Raw genomic sequence first — 15,407 nt, forward strand, 5'->3', positions numbered from 1 at the left:
GTCGGGGCGCGCGCCGGGTCGGCGCGCCGGCGTTCACGGCGTCGGGAACGGGTCCCAGAGATCTCGGGGGCGCTCCGGAGAGCGCCGGGCTGCAGCCCCGGACTACAAGGCGGCGACCGTGACGGACGGGGGGTCGTGCCCCTCGCCGGGCCGGGCGACGAGCAGCGACCCGTCGGGGACCGGGGTCCAGGCCGGGTCGTCGTCCAGGGGCTCCGAGGCGACGGTCACCCCGCCGTCGGGCCACGCCCGGTAGGACAGGGCGTGGTCGACGGCCGTGGCGACCACCTGCTCGCCGTCGCCCAGGAGCAGGTTGAGCCGCGAGCCGGGAGCGGCGGCCAGCGCGTCGGTCACCACGCCGGCGACGGCGTCGACGGGGTCCTTGCCCGCGGCGATCCGGGCGCGGAGCAGGGCCCACAGCAGCGCCGAGTCGGTGGCCGCCTCGAGGGTCAGCAGGTCGAGGGCGGGGAGCGTGGCCGCGAGGTCGGCCATGCTGTGCGGCCAGCCACGGACCACGCCGTTGTGGCTGAACAACCACGTCGACCCGCCGGCGTCGCCGCGGAACGGGGCGCAGGCCGCCGTGGACACCGGCATGCCGACCGTCGCCGAGCGCACCGCGGCGACCAGCGCCGTGGTCTCCACCGCCCGCACGAGGTCGAGGAACGACGCGTCGGTCCACATCGGGTCGTCGCGCCGGTAGAGGGCTACGCCTCGTGAGTGATGTGGGTCGTCATGACGACCCGTTCCCCTCACGTGGCGGAGCCATCCCGCCCCGAAGCCGTCGGCGTTCACGGTGCCGCCGCCGCGCATGTCGGCCGGGGCGTAGCTCTGCACGAGCAGGGAGTGCGACGGCTCGGTCAGCAGCGACGCCAGGGTCACCGGCGTCGGGCCCACGTGGGCCAGGTGGCGGCACACGCCGTTACGCCGACCGTGCGCAGCGGAAGCCGGAGAAGATCTGACGACGGATCGGCAGGTCCCAGTTGCGGAACGTGGTGCGGGCGTTGGGCGTGCCGACGCCGAACGACGACCCGCGCAGCATCCGGAAGTCGCCGCCGAAGAAGACCTCGGAGTACTCCTTGTACGGGAACGGCTCGAAGCCCGGGTAGCCCTCGAAGCCGGAGTCGCACCACTCCCAGACGTCACCGATCAGCTGGTGCACGCCGAGCGGCGAGGCCCCGGCCGGGTAGGCGCCGACCGGCGCGGGCTGCAGGTGGCGCTGGTCGAGGTTGGCGCGCTCGGGGCTCGGGTCCTCGTCGCCCCACGGGAAGCGCCGGGTGACGCCCGAGGCGTGGTCGTAGCGGGCGGCGAACTCCCACTCGACCTCGGTGGGCAGGCGCTTGCCCGCCCAGGCGGCGTAGGCCGCGGCTTCGTGAAAGCTGACGTGCAGCACGGGCTGGTCGCCGACGTCGGCGATCGCCTCGCGCACCCCGAACGACGTCCGGTACCACCGGTCCTCGACCTTCTCCCAGGTCATCGGCGCGTGCCAGCCCTCGCCGGTGATGTGCTCCCAGCCCGCCCCGGACCACAGCGAGCGGTCGGCGTAGCCGCCGGCGTCGACGAAGCGGGCGAACTCGGCGTTGGTCACCGGGGCGGCGTCGAGCCAGAAGTCGTCGACGCGGACGGGGTGCGCGGGCTTCTCGTTGTCGAGCGCGAACGGCTCGTCGGACGTCCCCATCAGGAACTCCGCACCCGGGTGGAAGATCTCGGTGCCGGCGAGCCCGGGCACCACCGAGGGCGGCGGCGGGTCGGCGTGCAGCACCGGGGCCCCGGCGCGCAGCTGGTGGGTGGCGAGCATCGTCTCCACGTGCTGCTGCTCGTGCTGGACGATCATGCCGAACACGAAGCCCCCGGCCAGGGTGCGGCGCTCGTCGAACCCTCCGGCCTCGAGGTGGGCGAGGGCCTTCTCGCGCACCTGGTCGCCGTACGCCCGCGCCTCGGCGGGGCTCAGCAGCGGGAGTTGGGGGCGCCCGGCGCGCGGGTTGGTGAACGCGTCGTAGTACTGGTCGAGGTCCTCGCGGACCCCGGCGGTCTCCTCGGTGTCCGGGGCGCCGCGGCGCACCAGCCAGTAGTCCTCCATGTTCGCGATGTGCGCGACGTCCCAGTGGAACGGCGACATCAGCGGCGAGTGCTGACGGGTGAAGTCGGCGTCGTCCGCGGCGAAGACGTCGTGGGTCAGGGCGCGCGTCCGGGCCCGCGCCGCCTCCAGGTCGGCGGCGAGGCGTCGGCGCAGCGCGGGGACGTCCCCGGTCTCGCCCTGGGTGTGGCTGGTGGCGGTCATGGACTGCTCACCTCCGAGGAGGATCGGTCGCCCGGCGACGGGTACAGGTCGTCGGGATCGGACGGCGGCGGGGCGGCCGCCGGGGGCAGGTGGGTCTCGGCGGGGTCGAGCGGCTCGTCGGCCGGGCAGCGCCCGTGCAGCACCCGCTCGCTGATCACGTGGTCGACCAGCTCGCGGACGTCGGCGTCGAGGTCGGCGAACGCGGGTCCGGCGAGCGTGCGGTGGGCCTGCGCGAAGACCTCCCCCGCGGCCCGGCGCAGGACGCGGTCGTCGAGCCCGTGGCGGGCGGCGGCGGTCCAGCGGTCGACGGCAGGCTCGGCCGCGGCGCGGGCGCGCGCCACCGTGTCCCGGTCGTGCATCAGCGCCGCGACGACGACGAGCGGCACCACCCACTCGTCACCGGCCTGCTGGTCGATGTAGCGGACCTCGAGGTGGCCCTGCGGGCGCACGGGAGGGAAGAGCGTGGTCAGGTGGTAGTCGAGGTCCGCGAGGGTGGGCGCGGTGTCGAGTGCGCCGTCGATCCACTGGGCGAACGTGACGTCGGGCGCCTTCCAGGACACCCCGCCGGCGCCGTCGCGGCGCACGCACAGCAGGTGGGTGTCGAGCGCCCGCCGCGCGTACTCCCGGCCGGGGTCGGCGCCCAGGCCGGCGGGGGGCGAGGTGCGCTCGGGATCGAGCGCCAGCCAGCTCGCCATGCGCGTCGATTTCCACCCGGTGCGGCGGCCGTGCACCGCCGGCGAGTTGGCGAACGCGGCGAGCAGGACGGGCCCGAGCTCGTGCAGCGCGGCCCAGCGCCGGGCGACGTCGGCACCCTCGCCGGCGTCGACGCACACCTGCACGGCGGTGGTCGAGCACATCATCGTGCGGCCGTGCGGGCCGATGCGGTCGAACGAGGCCTCCATGGCCTGGTAGCGCGGCACGTCGAGCAATCGCCGTGGCGGACGCAGCGGATCGCTGGCCCGCGGGACGGTGACCAGTCCCTCGGCGGCCAGCCGCTCGCGGATGGCGCCCGCGTCGAGGCGTACGGCCCGTACGAGGTCGCCGACGCTCGGCAGCGGGAGGCTGGCGATCTCCACCTGCCCGCCGGGCTCGACGGTGACCGCGGCCCCCGCGGGGAGCGGGGTGGGTCCGGAGCTCTCGGGGGTCTGACGGTGGGGGCGGTGGCCGTTGGTCTCGACCGTGCTCGGGGAGGGGAGGGTGGCGGGGGCGTGCGGGCCGAGGGCACGGGCCAGCAGCGCGGGATCGAGGGGGTGCGCGGGGTCGTGGGCGTCGCGGACGAGCCACTCGAGCTCGGTGCCGACGAGGCGCGGCGGCCCGTGCTTGAAGCACACGGAGGCGACGTAGGCCTCCGCGGTCGCGCGGTCGGTCAGCGGCGACGCGGGATCGAGGGCGACCGGGTGCCGCATCACGGGCGGACCCGCCGGTGGTGACGTCGGGGCGCTCGGGGCGCCACCGGAATCGCATACCGAGGGTGACGACTTCGGCACGGAGCCTCCCTGATCGACCGACCCGACAGGCTCGCCGGGAACTGCTGCGGACGCGCACGGACGCTCAGCGACGCTACACGCGCCCTCGGCGCCCCGCAGGGGGTCGAGCGCCGAGTGGCCGCGAAGCGAATGTCACTGTGAGTGGTTAGTCAGGCTGCGCTCGGACGTGAGGCGAACTGCGTGTGGTAGAGGTCCGCGTAGCGGCCGCTGCGGGCCAGGAGCTCGTCGTGCGTGCCCTGCTCCACCACGCGCCCGTGCTCGACGACGGCGATCGTGTCGGCCGCCCGCACCGTCGAGAGGCGGTGGGCGATGACGACGGCCGTGCGCCCGACCAGCGCCTCCGTGAGCGCCTCCTGCACCGCGTACTCCGACTCCGAGTCCAGGTGGGCGGTGGCCTCGTCCAGCACCACCACCCGCGGCGACGCCAGCAGCAGCCGCGCGATCGTCAGCCGTTGGCGCTCCCCGCCCGAGAGCCGGTGCCCGCGCTCCCCCACCACCGTGTCCAGGCCGGCCGGCAGCTCGTCGAGCAGCTCGCCGAGCCGCGCGCGCACCATCGCCTCGCGCAGCTGCGCGTCCGTCGCGCCGGGGGCCGCGTAGGCCAGGTTGGCCCGCACCGTGTCGTGGAAGAGGTGTCCGTCCTGCGTGACGACGCCCACGGCGCCGCGCAGGTCGGCGAAGGACAGTTCGCGCACGTCCACGCCGCCGATCTCGACCCCGCCGCTGTCGACGTCGTAGAGCCGGGGCAGCAGCGAGGCGATCGTCGACTTCCCCGCGCCCGACGGGCCGACCAGCGCGAGCATGCCGCCGGGCGCCACCGACAGGCCGACGCCGTGCAGGATTTCGTGCTCCACCCGGTCGTCGAGGCGTGCGACCTCCTCCAGTGAGGCCAGCGACACCTCGGAGGCCGACGGGTAGGTGAACCGCACGTCGTGCAGCCGCACCCCGAGGGGGCCGGCGGGCAGCGGCGTGGGCGTCGCCGGCTCGGTGAGGACGGGCTCCAGGTCCAGCACCTCGAAGACCCGCTCGAAGCTGACGAGCGCGCTCATGACGTCGACGCGGGCGTTCGCCAGCGAGGTCAGCGGGGAGTAGAGCCGCGTGAGCAGCAGCGCCAGCGCCACGACGGTGCCGGCGTCGAGGGAGCCGGTGACCGCGAGCCAGCCGCCGAGCCCGTAGACCAGCGCCTGCGCCAGCGCCGAGACCAGCGTCAGGCAGGTGAGGAAGACGCGGTTGACCATCGCCGTGCGCACCCCGACCGCGCGGACGCGGTCGGCCCGGTCACCGAACTCGTCGGCCTCGGCCTGCGGGCGCCCGAACAGCTTGACCAGCGTCGCGCCGCCCGCGGAGAAGCGCTCGGTCATCTGCCCGGTCATCGAGGCGTTGAGGTCGGCCGACTCCCGCTGCAGCGCCGCGATCCGCCGGCCCATGCGTCGTGCCGGCAGGATGAAGATCGGCAGGAGGATCAGCGCGAGGAGCGTCACCTGCCAGGCCAGCGCCACCATGACCACGACCGCCAGGACGAGCTGGATCGAGTTGGTGACGAGGCCCGACAGCGTCGAGGTGAACGCGCGCTGCGCGCCGATGACGTCGTTGTTCAGCCGGCTGACCAGCGAGCCGGTGCGCGTGCGCGTGAAGAAGGCCAGCGGCATCCGCTGGACGTGGGAGAACACCGCGAGGCGCAGGTCGTAGATCAGGCCCTCGCCGATGCGCGACGACAGCCAGCGCTCGGCGAGGGTGAGCCCCGCGTCGACCACGGCGAGACCCGCGATGACCAGGGCGATCATCACGACGGTCGAGGCCGGCGCGGCGCTGGTGATCGCGGAGATCACGCGCCCCGCGAGGACGGGCGTCGCGACGCCGATCACCGCCGAGGCGGTGGCCAGGGTCAGGAACACCGCCAGCATCCGGTGGTGGCGGTGGGCGAAGCGCCAGATCCGGGGCAGCGTCCCCTTCGGCACGGAGCGCGGCACGCTGTCCGCCTGCGCCGCCGACTGCATCAACGACCAGGCGTCCATGGTTCGCCCTCCGCTCCTCGGACCGTGTACCCCGAGAGCGTGCGACCTCGACCAATGTCGAGGTCAAGCGAGCCGTCCCGTGGCCGGCGGGTGGTGGGCCGCCGGATCCTCTGGAACGAGGTGTACCCCTCGCCGACACGGACGAGGGGTCGCGCCCCTACTTCTTCTTCGTCCGCGTGGCGCCCCCGCGCCCGCGCAGCGTCACGCCCGACTCGGACAGCACCCGGTGCACGAACCCGTACGAGCGGCCCGTGGACTCGGCGAGCGAACGGATGCTCGCGCCCTTCTCGTACTTCTTCTTCAGATCCGTGGCGAGCTTGTCCCGCTGGGTGCCCGTGATCCGTGCACCCTTCTTCAGATCGGCCATCTCGATCTCACCCCTTGCTCCGACCGCACGTCCGGTCGAACCATGGTGATCGAAAAGTAGGATGTGCGCCACGGCACATTCCGCGTGATCGGTAAGCGGTTCGGCCGATCGGAGTGGATCAGCGTCCGTTTGCGGTACGCCGTCTACCTGCGGGAATGTCAGCTACCTTGCGACCGTGGCCGACAGGGTCAGGCGAGCTCGACCAGTTCGAGGTGCTCGGTGGAGAAATGGTCCTCGGTGCCGTCGGGCAGCAGGATGACGCGTTCGGGCTCCAGGGCCTCGACCGCACCCGGGTCGTGGGTGACGAGCACGACCGCGCCCTCGAATCGGCGCAGGGCGTCGAGCACCTTCTCGCGGCTGGCCGGATCGAGGTTGTTGGTCGGTTCGTCGAGCAGCAGGACATTGGCCGCGCTGGAGACCAGACCCGCGAGCGCGAGGCGGGTGCGCTCGCCGCCGGAGAGCGTGCCGGCGGGCTGCTCGAGCTGCTCGCCCGTGAAGAGGAACGCGCCGAGCAGGGTGCGCAGCTGCTGCTCCGGGGTGTCCGGCGCCGCGCTGCGGGCGTTCTCCCAGACGCTGCGGTCCATGTCGAGCGTGTCGTGCTCCTGCGCGAAGTAGCCGGTGCGCAGGCCGTGGCCGGCCTCGACCGCGCCCGTGTCAGGGTCCTCGGCGCCCGCCAGGATCCGCAGCAGCGTCGTCTTGCCGGCGCCGTTGAGGCCGAGGATCACCACCCGGGACCCGCGGTCGACGGCGAGGTCGACGCCGGTGAAGACCTCGAGCGAGCCGTAGGTCTTCGACAGGCCCTGCGCCGTCATCGGCACGCGCCCGCACGCCGCGGGGGCCGGGAAGCGGATGTGCGCCACCTTGTCCTCGGTGCGCTGCTCGTCGAGCCCGTCGAGCATGGCCTGCGCGCGGCGGGCCATCTGCTTGGCGGCGACGGCCTTCGTGGCCTTCGCGCCCATCTTCGCGGCCTGGACCTGCAGCGCGCCGGCCTTCTTCTCGGCGTTGGCACGCTCGCGGCGGCGGCGGGCCTCGTCGTCGGCGCGGGCCTGCTGGTACTTCGCCCAGCCCATGTTGTAGCTGTCGAGCTCGCCGCGGGTGGCGTCGAGGAACCACACCTTGTTGACCACGGCCTCGATCAGCTCGGTGTCGTGGCTGATCACGATGAGCCCGCCGTCGTGGGAGAGCAGGAACGAGCGCAGCCAGCCGATGGAGTCGGCGTCGAGGTGGTTCGTGGGCTCGTCGAGCAGCAGCGTCGTCCCGGCGTTGCCGCCCGAGTCGCCGCTGGCGGCGAAGAGGATGCGGGCCAGCTCGACGCGCCGGCGCTGACCGCCCGAGAGCGTCTGCAGGGGCTGGGACAGCACGCGCGCGGGCAGGCCGAGGTTCGAGCAGATCCGCCCCGCCTCGCTCTCGGCGGCGTAGCCCCCGAGGTCGGCGAACCGCTCCTCGAGGCGGCCGTAGCGGGCGATCGCCCGGTCGCGCGCGGCGTCGTCGGCGAGCTCGGCCATCGCGGTCTGCGTCTTCTCCATGTCGCGCAGCAGCTCGTCGAGCCCCTTGGCCGACAGCACGCGGTCGCGCGCGAGCACCGTGAGGTCGCCCTCGCGGGGGTCCTGCGGCAGGTAGCCGACCGGCCCGGTGCGGCGGATCGTCCCGCCGTAGGGCTCGGCGACGCCGGCGAGGCTGCGCAGCGTCGTCGTCTTGCCCGCGCCGTTGCGCCCGACCAGCCCGATCCGGTCGCCCGGCTGGACGCGCAGCGACGTCCCGGACAGCAGGATGCGCGAGCCGGCGCGCAGCTCGAGATCGGACGCGGTGATCACGGGAGGAGTCCTCGGGGAGGGTCGGTGCGGGCGGACGGGGCGCCACGCTGACCTTCCCAGTGTAGGCGACAGTCACCACCGCCCCGGCCGCACGCTCCGATCTCACCGGCCCGCGCCAAGGAGATTCGCACGACAGCGCTCCTCCGTCGCGCTGCCCTACGAACTCCGGCGCCAGGAGGTGAACCTCCCTAGGGTCGCCCCATGACCGACGCCACTCCCCCTGCTCAGGACCTCGCCGGGCGCACCGCCCTCGTCACCGGCGCGAGCCGGGGCATCGGGCTGGGGGTGGCGCGCCACCTGCTCGACCGTGGTGCCGCCGTGACGATCACCGCCCGCAAGCAGGCCGAGCTGGAGGAGGCGGCGGCGTCGCTGGGCGCCCCGGAGCGGGTGCTGGCGCTGCCCGGCAACTCCGGCGACGCGGCCGCGCGGGCCGCCGCCGTCGACGCGTGCGTCGAGCGGTTCGGCTCCCTCGACGTGCTCGTCAACAACACCGGCATCAACCCGCAGTACGGCCCGCTCGTGCACGCGGACCTCGCGGCCGTCTCGAAGATCTTCGAGGTCAACGTGGTGGCCGCGCTCGGGTTCGTGCAGGAGGCGCACCGGGCGTGGATGGGCGCGCACGGCGGCGCCGTCGTCAACATGGCCTCGGTGGGCGGCCTGCGCTCGAGCGGCGTGATCGGCGCCTACGGGGCGTCGAAGGCCGCGCTGATCCGCCTCACCGAGGAGCTCGCCTGGGAGCTCGGGCCCGACGTCCGCGTCAACGCCGTGGCGCCCGCGGTCGTGAAGACGCGCTTCGCGGAGGCGCTCTACGCCGACGGCGAGGACGCCGTCGCGTCCCGCTACCCGATGCGGCGCCTCGGCACCCCGGAGGACGTCGCCGCGCTCGTCGGCTTCCTCGTCTCCGACGCCGCCTCGTGGATCACCGGGGAGACCGTCCGGGTCGACGGCGGGCTGCTGGCGACCGGCAGCACCTGAACCCCACGAGCACCTCAGGCGGACACGGGCAGAATGACGGTGAACGGGGAGGTGCACACCCATGGGCTTGTTCAGCAGATGGCGCCGCGGGGGCGGCGGCACGGGCGGTGACGGACGGCGCCAGGTGCTCGACCGCGAGGCCACGAGCGCCGACCTCGACCACCTCCGCGCGTTCGCCAAGTCCCGCGAGGGCGTCGCGTTCTACGTCGAGCCCGAGACCACGGCCACCGACACGACGGTCGTCGCCGTCGCGTTCGACGGGGAGTGGACGCGCCGGCGCGTCGGCACGCCGAAGGCCGCGGAGAAGCTGGCGCGCTCCTGCAAGGTCGCGATCCACGACGTCCAGGTCACCGGCTACCCGCCCGAGATGCGCGCGTGGAACGCCCGCGCGAAGGCCGACCGCGCCGCGCTCGAGGAGATGGCCCGCCTCGAGGAGGACCGCGACCGGTGACCCGTCCGTGACCGCTGCCATGCCGGCGGCCCCGGTCGCCGATGTCGTGATCGCCGGGGCCGGCCCGGCCGGTCGCGCCCTCGCCCGGGCCTGCGCCGCGCTGGACCTGCGGGTCCTGCTCGTCGACCCCCGCCCCCACCGCCCGTGGACCCACACCTACGGCGCCTGGGCGCACGAACTGCCCGACGACCTCCCGGCCGACGTCGCCGCCGCCCGCGGTCGCGGGGTGGCCATCGGCGAGCGGACGCACGAGCTCGACGACACCTACGTCGTCCTCGACACCGCGGCGCTGCAGGTGCACCTCACCGACCCGACGGTCGCCGTGCGGCGCGGCCGGGTCGTGGCCGCGGTGCCCGCCGCGCCCGGGCGGAACCCGGCGGTGATGCTCGACGACGGCACGAGCCCGAGCGGGCGGGTGGTGGTCGACGCCACCGGCGCCCGCCAGGCCCTGGCCCGCCGCGGCGCCGCCCGCGGCCTCGAGGGCGTCCGCCCCCGGGCCGAGCAGACCGCCTTCGGCGTGGTGGTGCCGCGCGAGGTGGCCGCCCGCGTGAGCGGCGACCGTCTGCTGTTCATGGACTGGCGCGCCGACCACGGGCACGAGGGCTGGCCCACCTTCCTCTACGCCGTGCCGCTGGACGCCGAGCGCGTGCTGCTCGAGGAGACCTCGCTCGCCCGGCGCCCGGGGCTGCCGATGCCCGAGCTGCGCGCCCGTCTGCGGGCCCGCCTGCTCGCCGCCGGGCTCACCGAGGCGGAGATCCCCGACGATCCCGCCGACGTGGAGAAGGTGCGCTTTCCCGTCGACTCGCCGCGGCACCGCTCCCCCGCCGGCGTGGTGGCCGTCGGTGCGGCGGACTCCCTCGTGCACCCCGCCTCGGGATTCAGCCTGGCGACCTCGCTGCGCATGGCCCCGCGGCTCGCCACCGTCCTCGCCGACGCCCTGCGGGGCGGCGCCGACCCCGCGGCCGCGGCCAAGGCGGCCCGGCGGGTCGTGCGCTCTCCCGCGGCGGCCACCGTGCACGCGCTGCGGCGCCGGGGCCTCGAGACGCTGCTCGCGATGCCGCCCGCCGACGTCCCGGCGTTCTTCGACCGCTTCTTCGCCCTCCCGGACGTCCACCGGCGGGCCTATCTCGACGCCCGGGAGGACGTCACCGCATCGCTCGCGGCCATGACCTCGTTGTTCGGAGGACTGACACCCCGTCTCCGTCTCCACCTGATCAGGGGAACGTTGCTCGGGGCCCGCAGCGTCCGAACGGAGCAATAGCGGTACGCTCGCGAACCGGGATCGTGACGGGATCGTGACCTGTCACCGATGAAAGGGGTTCTCCGCCATGGGTGCCTACCAGACCGTCGCCGTCGGGACCGACGGCTCGGAATCGTCCTACCGCGCCGTCGACCGCGCCGCGACGATCGCCGCCGACAGCAAGGCGACCCTGCTCATCATCTGCGCCTACAAGCCGGCGAAGTCCACCGGCGAGGCCGAGCAGGCCCTCGGCGAGGACGCCGCCTTCCACGTCGTCGGCTCCACGCCCGCGGAGGAGACGCTGCGCGACGCCCGCGAGCGCGCCGCCACCAAGGGCTCGCTCGAGATCGAGACCGTGGCGGTGCAGGGCGACCCGATCGAGCGCGTCATCGAGACCGTCTCCGAGCGCAAGGCGGACCTCGTGGTGGTCGGCAACCGCGGCCTCAACAGCCTCGCGGGCCGTCTGCTCGGCTCCGTCCCCCAGGGCATCTCCCGCCGCGCGGGCAGCGACGTCCTCATCGTCCACACCACGTGACGACGGGTCCGGACCCCACCTCCGCGGACCCGCAGCGGTGGGCGCGTGCCCAGGAGCGGATCGAGGATCTGCTCCTGGGCGGGCCCCGGACCATGACCCGCGGGGAGGTCCACGAGCGCACCGGGCTGTCCCCGGAGCACACGGCCCGGCTGTGGAGCGCGCTCGGCTTCCCCGCCGCCGGTGACGACGCCCGCGGCTTCACCGAGGCCGACATCGACGCGCTCGAGCTCTCCGGCCGGCTCCTCGACGAGGACACGTTCGACGAGGCCGAGGAGCTCGCCGTCGCCCGGGCCCTCGGGCAGGGCCTCGGGCGGCTCGCGGAGTGGCAGGCCAACCTCGTGCGGCGCACCATCGCCGGCTCGGGCCGCGCCGACGACCCGGACGCCGTGGTCGAGGCCGTCGAGGCGCTCGTGCCGACGCTGGAACGGCTCCAGTCCTACGTGTGGCGCCGGCACCTCGCCGTCACGGCCGGCCGGATGCTCGCCGTGCTCGCGCGCCCCGAGGGCGAGCGGGCCGAGGAGAACCGGGTCGTCGTCGGGTTCGCCGACATCGTCGGCTTCACCGCGCTGAGCCGGACGATCGACGAGACCGAGCTGCGGGCGCTGCTCGAGCGCTTCGAGACCGTGTGCACCGACGTCGTCGCCCGGCGCCACGGCCGGATCGTGAAGACCCTCGGCGACGAGATCCTCTTCGTCTGCGAGCGCGTCGAGGACGCCGTCGACATCGCCTTCCGGCTGCACGAGCAGGTGCCCGACGAGGGCGACCGCCTCAACCTGCGCGTCGGCCTCGCCCTCGGCGACGTCCTCCCCCGCTACGGCGACGTCTACGGCCCCGTGGTCAACATCGCCAGCCGCCTGACCTCCGAGGCCCGCCCCGGGACCGTCCTGGTCGACGAGGACCTCACCCACGCGATCCGCGAGGCCGACCTCGATGTCGAGGTCCGCGCGGTGCCCCAGCTCGCGGTGCGCGGCTACCGCCACCTGCGCCCGCACGTGATCCGCGAGCGCGCCACCTAGGTCGCAGCCGGGAGCGCGCCTCCTAGGTTGCAGCGAACGCGCTGTTCGCTGCTTCTACGCGCACGAACTCCCCGTCGATCACGGGGAGACCTCCGAGCCGCGACTCCCCCGTGCGCCTCGGGCGCCGCCGTTCGACGGCGACTGCCGACACCGAGATCTGCCTTCGTGGAGCGTCCGTACCGACCCCCGGACGAACGAACGGCGGGTCCGCTGCCAGAGAAGCAGCGCACCCGCCGTCGTTGCGTACACGAGGGCCGGTCTCAGACGGTGAACCCCAGGGCTCGCAGCTGCTCGCGGCCGTCGTCGGTGATCTTGTCCGGGCCCCACGGGGGCATCCAGACCCAGTTGATCCGCACGTCGTTGGCCAGGCCGCCACCGGCGCCCTGGGTCAGCGCCGCGCGGGCCTGGTCCTCGATGACGTCGGTCAGCGGGCAGGCCGCCGAGGTCAGGGTCATGTCGAGGGTGACTACGGGCCCGGCCGGGTCGCCCTGGACGTCGATGCCGTAGAGCAGGCCGAGGTCGACGACGTTGATCCCGAGCTCGGGGTCGACGACGTCGCGCATGGCCTCCTCGAGGTCGTCGACCGACGGCAGGGCGTCGTCCGACGTCGCCGGGGCCTCGGGCATGCCGGCGGCACCCCGCTGGACGGTGTCTTCGCTCATGCTGCTCCTCCGGTCTGTGCCGACGCCTGCGACGCCTGAGCCTGGGCCACCGCGTCCTTGAACGCCAGCCACCCCAGCAGCGCGCACTTGACGCGGGCCGGGTACGCGGCCACGCCCGCGAACGCGACGGCGTCGTCGAGCACGTCCTCGTCCGGTTCGACCTTGCCGCGGCTCTGGACCATCGCCTGGTAGGCCTCGAGGGTCTCGAAGGCCTCCCCGACGGTATGCCCGACCAGCAGGTCGTGGGCCACCGATGTCGCCGCCTGGCTGATCGAGCAGCCGAGCGCGTCGTACGACACGTCCTCCACCTTGGCGTCGAGCCCCTCGCCGCCGGTGAGGTGCACGCGCACGGTCACCTCGTCGCCGCAGGTCGGGTTGACGTGGTGGACCTCGGCCTCGAACGGGTCGCGCAGCCCGCGGCCGTGCGGGTTGCGGTAGTGATCCAGGATGATCTCCTGGTACATCGAGTCGAGCTTCATGGCGCCACCCCGAAGAACTCCTGCGCCCGACGGACGCCCGCCACGAGGGCGTCGACCTCCTCGAGCGTGTTGTACACGTGGAAGCTCGCGCGGATCGACGACTGCACGCCGAACGCCCGGTGCAGCGGCCACGCGCAGTGGTGGCCGACGCGCACGGCGATGCCGGAGTCGTCGAGCACCTGCGAGGCGTCGTGCGGGTGGATGCCCTCGATCTCGAAGGCCACGGCGCCGCCGCGGGCCTCCGTGCTGCGCGGGCCGATGATCGAGACGCCGGGCAGGTCCTGCAGCTTGAGCAGGGCCGCGCCGGTCAGCTCGTTCTCGTGCGCCTTGACGGCGTCCATGCCGATGAGGTTGAGGTAGTCGACGGCCGCGCCGAGGCCGATGGCCTGCGACGTCATCGGCACGCCGGCCTCGAAGCGCGCCGGCGGCGGCGCGTAGGTCGAGCCCTCCATGCGGACCGTCTCGATCATCGAGCCGCCGGTGAGGAACGGCGGGAGCGCCTCGAGCAGCTCGCGCCGCCCGTAGAGCACCCCGATGCCCGAGGGCCCGAGCATCTTGTGCCCGGAGAACGCGGCGAAGTCGACACCGAGGGTGTGCAGGTCGACCGGCGCGTGCGGCACCGACTGGCAGGCGTCGAGCACCGTGTAGGCGCCGACCGCGCGGGCACGGCGCACCAGCTCCTCGACCGGCGGGACGGTGCCCAGCACGTTCGACTGGTGCGTGAACGCGACGACCTTGGTGCGCTCGGTGATCGGGTCGTTCTCGAGGTCGAGCCGACCGTCCTTGGTCACCGAGAACCAGCGCAGCGTCGCCCCGGTGCGCCGGCAGAGCTCCTGCCAGGGCACGAGGTTGGCGTGGTGCTCCATCTCGGTGGTGACGACCTCGTCGCCGGGCCCGAGACGGAACCGTTCGGCGGCCGCGTCCACGCCGTCCCCGACCGAGGCGTTGCTCATGCCGTAGGCGACGAGGTTGATCGCCTCGGTGGCGTTCTTGGTGAACACCACCTCGTCGACGTCGGCCCCCACGAACGCCGCGATGCGCTCGCGGGCGGACTCGTAGGCGTCGGTGGCCTCCTCCGACAGGGCGTGCGCCCCACGGTGGACGGCGGCGTTGGACGTCTCGAGGAACGTCCTCTCCGCGTCGAGCACCTGGCGCGGACGCTGGGAGGTCGCGCCCGAGTCGAGGTACACCAGCGGCTTGTCGTCGCGGACGGTGCGGCTCAGGATGGGGAAGTCCGCTCGGATCTTCGCGACATCCAGGGTCGCACCCGCCGCGGGAGCGGATGCGAGTGCGGTCATGCCGGCTGCTCCTCCTTGTCGGCGCCGAAGGCCCCGACGAACCGCTCGTAGCCGTTCTCCTCGAGCTCGTCGGCGAGCTCGGGGCCCCCGGACGCGGCGACCCGGCCGTTCACGAACACGTGGACGCGGTCGGGCGCGATGTACCGGAGGATGCGGGTGTAGTGCGTGATCAGCAGGATGCCGACGTCCGACTGCGACTTGTACTCGTTGACGCCCTTCGACACGACGCGCAGGGCGTCGACGTCGAGGCCCGAGTCGGTCTCGTCGAGGACCGCGATCTTCGGCTTCAGCAGCGACATCTGGAGCACCTCGTGGCGCTTCTTCTCGCCACCGGAGAAGCCCTCGTTGACGCTGCGCTCGGCGAACGCCGGGTCGATCTCGAGGTCGGACATCGCGCCCTTGACCTCCTTGACCCAGTGCCGCACCTTCGGCGCCTCGCCGCGCGTGGCGGTGGCGGCGGAGCGCAGGAAGTTCGACATCGAGACACCGGGGACCTCGACCGGGTACTGCATGGCGAGGAACAGGCCGGCGCGGGCACGCTCGTCGACGGCCATCTCGAGGACGTCCTCGCCGTCGAGGAGGACCTGGCCCTTGGTCACGGTGTACTTCGGGTGGCCCGCGATCGAGTACGCCAGCGTCGACTTGCCGGAACCGTTCGGACCCATGATCGCGTGGGTCTCGTTCGAGTTCACGGTGAGGTCGACACCGCGCAGGATCTCCTTGGGACCGGACTCGGTCTCGACCTCGACGTGCAGGTCGCGGATCTCGAGGGTGGACATCAAGCCTCTTTCGGGAG

General features: G+C 73.7%; 15 protein-coding genes. 5 read left to right on the forward strand and 10 right to left on the reverse strand.

Annotated elements, in window-relative coordinates:
* Positions 1-102 precede the first annotated feature (102 nt).
* The 6 genes from egtC to OG774_RS05540 form a co-directional block, all read right to left on the reverse strand.
* A complete protein-coding gene (egtC, locus tag OG774_RS05515) occupies positions 103-912 on the reverse strand; it encodes an ergothioneine biosynthesis protein EgtC (RefSeq protein WP_328307436.1) in 810 nt (269 codons plus the stop codon).
* A gap of 4 nt (positions 913-916) precedes the next feature.
* Entirely contained in the window at positions 917-2,275 is a 1,359-nt protein-coding gene (gene egtB, locus OG774_RS05520; protein WP_328307437.1) for an ergothioneine biosynthesis protein EgtB, read from the reverse strand.
* On the reverse strand, positions 2,272-3,681 hold the full coding sequence (gene egtA, locus OG774_RS05525) for an ergothioneine biosynthesis glutamate--cysteine ligase EgtA (protein WP_328310798.1): 1,410 nt from the start codon (positions 3,679-3,681) through the stop codon (positions 2,272-2,274). The genes egtB and egtA overlap by 4 nt, the downstream gene beginning before the upstream one ends.
* Positions 3,682-3,911: 230 nt before the next feature.
* Positions 3,912-5,774, reverse strand: coding sequence for an ABC transporter ATP-binding protein (locus OG774_RS05530; RefSeq protein ID WP_328307439.1), 1,863 nt, complete (start codon positions 5,772-5,774; stop codon positions 3,912-3,914).
* A gap of 157 nt (positions 5,775-5,931) precedes the next feature.
* Positions 5,932-6,141 (reverse strand): helix-turn-helix domain-containing protein, encoded by a 210-nt coding sequence (locus OG774_RS05535; RefSeq protein WP_116707459.1) that lies wholly within the window; start codon positions 6,139-6,141, stop codon positions 5,932-5,934.
* A gap of 188 nt (positions 6,142-6,329) precedes the next feature.
* Positions 6,330-7,955 carry an ABC-F family ATP-binding cassette domain-containing protein gene (locus tag OG774_RS05540; RefSeq protein WP_328307445.1) on the reverse strand — a complete coding sequence of 542 codons (1,626 nt, stop codon included), beginning with the start codon at positions 7,953-7,955 and terminating at the stop codon, positions 6,330-6,332.
* Between the two features lie 201 nt (positions 7,956-8,156).
* Between OG774_RS05540 and OG774_RS05545 the strand changes: the two genes are divergently transcribed.
* The 5 genes from OG774_RS05545 (at position 8,157) to OG774_RS05565 (ending at position 12,172) form a co-directional block, all read left to right on the forward strand.
* Complete coding sequence (locus OG774_RS05545) at positions 8,157-8,930, forward strand: SDR family oxidoreductase (protein WP_328307447.1); 774 nt, start codon at positions 8,157-8,159, stop codon at positions 8,928-8,930.
* Positions 8,931-8,991: 61 nt separating this feature from the next.
* Positions 8,992-9,381, forward strand: a complete 390-nt coding sequence (locus OG774_RS05550) for a hypothetical protein (protein WP_328307448.1) — start codon at positions 8,992-8,994, stop codon at positions 9,379-9,381.
* A 7-nt stretch (positions 9,382-9,388) separates the two neighbouring features.
* Positions 9,389-10,642, forward strand: coding sequence for a lycopene cyclase family protein (locus tag OG774_RS05555; protein ID WP_328307450.1), 1,254 nt, complete (start codon positions 9,389-9,391; stop codon positions 10,640-10,642).
* 67 nt (positions 10,643-10,709) lie between these two features.
* The gene (locus OG774_RS05560; RefSeq protein WP_274190350.1) at positions 10,710-11,156 is read left to right on the forward strand and encodes a universal stress protein; all 447 of its coding nucleotides are present in this window, start codon (positions 10,710-10,712) and stop codon (positions 11,154-11,156) included.
* The gene (locus tag OG774_RS05565) at positions 11,153-12,172 is read left to right on the forward strand and encodes an adenylate/guanylate cyclase domain-containing protein (RefSeq protein ID WP_328307453.1); all 1,020 of its coding nucleotides are present in this window, start codon (positions 11,153-11,155) and stop codon (positions 12,170-12,172) included. Before OG774_RS05560 ends, OG774_RS05565 begins: the two co-directional genes overlap by 4 nt.
* Positions 12,173-12,432: 260 nt before the next feature.
* On the opposite strand, the gene OG774_RS05570 is transcribed toward OG774_RS05565, so the two are convergent.
* Genes OG774_RS05570 through sufC form a run of 4 tightly spaced genes read right to left on the reverse strand, consistent with a single transcriptional unit; the run spans position 12,433 to position 15,390 of the window.
* A complete protein-coding gene (locus tag OG774_RS05570; RefSeq protein WP_274190348.1) occupies positions 12,433-12,834 on the reverse strand; it encodes a metal-sulfur cluster assembly factor in 402 nt (133 codons plus the stop codon).
* Positions 12,831-13,313, reverse strand: coding sequence for a Fe-S cluster assembly sulfur transfer protein SufU (gene sufU / locus OG774_RS05575; protein WP_328307455.1), 483 nt, complete (start codon positions 13,311-13,313; stop codon positions 12,831-12,833). Before sufU ends, OG774_RS05570 begins: the two co-directional genes overlap by 4 nt.
* Entirely contained in the window at positions 13,310-14,611 is a 1,302-nt protein-coding gene (locus OG774_RS05580) for a cysteine desulfurase (RefSeq protein ID WP_328307457.1), read from the reverse strand. Before OG774_RS05580 ends, sufU begins: the two co-directional genes overlap by 4 nt.
* Entirely contained in the window at positions 14,608-15,390 is a 783-nt protein-coding gene (gene sufC / locus OG774_RS05585) for a Fe-S cluster assembly ATPase SufC (protein WP_274194907.1), read from the reverse strand. The genes OG774_RS05580 and sufC overlap by 4 nt, the downstream gene beginning before the upstream one ends.
* Positions 15,391-15,407: the final 17 nt, after the last annotated feature.

The organism is Actinomycetospora sp. NBC_00405, from assembly GCF_036044095.1.
GTDB classification, from domain to species: domain Bacteria; phylum Actinomycetota; class Actinomycetes; order Mycobacteriales; family Pseudonocardiaceae; genus Actinomycetospora; species Actinomycetospora callitridis.

Excerpts from the sequence above, each read along its gene's own strand:
- OG774_RS05545 (WP_328307447.1), top strand. The coding sequence starts at position 8,157 with ATGACCGACGCCACTCCCCCTGCTCAGGACCTCGCCGGGCGCACCGCC.
- sufC (WP_274194907.1), bottom strand. The coding sequence starts at position 15,390 with ATGTCCACCCTCGAGATCCGCGACCTGCACGTCGAGGTCGAGACCGAG.
- OG774_RS05560 (WP_274190350.1), top strand. The coding sequence starts at position 10,710 with ATGGGTGCCTACCAGACCGTCGCCGTCGGGACCGACGGCTCGGAATCG.
- sufU (WP_328307455.1), bottom strand. The coding sequence starts at position 13,313 with ATGAAGCTCGACTCGATGTACCAGGAGATCATCCTGGATCACTACCGC.
- egtA (WP_328310798.1), bottom strand. The coding sequence starts at position 3,681 with ATGCGGCACCCGGTCGCCCTCGATCCCGCGTCGCCGCTGACCGACCGC.
- OG774_RS05535 (WP_116707459.1), bottom strand. The coding sequence starts at position 6,141 with ATGGCCGATCTGAAGAAGGGTGCACGGATCACGGGCACCCAGCGGGAC.
- OG774_RS05530 (WP_328307439.1), bottom strand. The coding sequence starts at position 5,774 with ATGGACGCCTGGTCGTTGATGCAGTCGGCGGCGCAGGCGGACAGCGTG.
- OG774_RS05580 (WP_328307457.1), bottom strand. The coding sequence starts at position 14,611 with ATGACCGCACTCGCATCCGCTCCCGCGGCGGGTGCGACCCTGGATGTC.
- egtB (WP_328307437.1), bottom strand. The coding sequence starts at position 2,275 with ATGACCGCCACCAGCCACACCCAGGGCGAGACCGGGGACGTCCCCGCG.
- OG774_RS05570 (WP_274190348.1), bottom strand. The coding sequence starts at position 12,834 with ATGAGCGAAGACACCGTCCAGCGGGGTGCCGCCGGCATGCCCGAGGCC.
- OG774_RS05550 (WP_328307448.1), top strand. The coding sequence starts at position 8,992 with ATGGGCTTGTTCAGCAGATGGCGCCGCGGGGGCGGCGGCACGGGCGGT.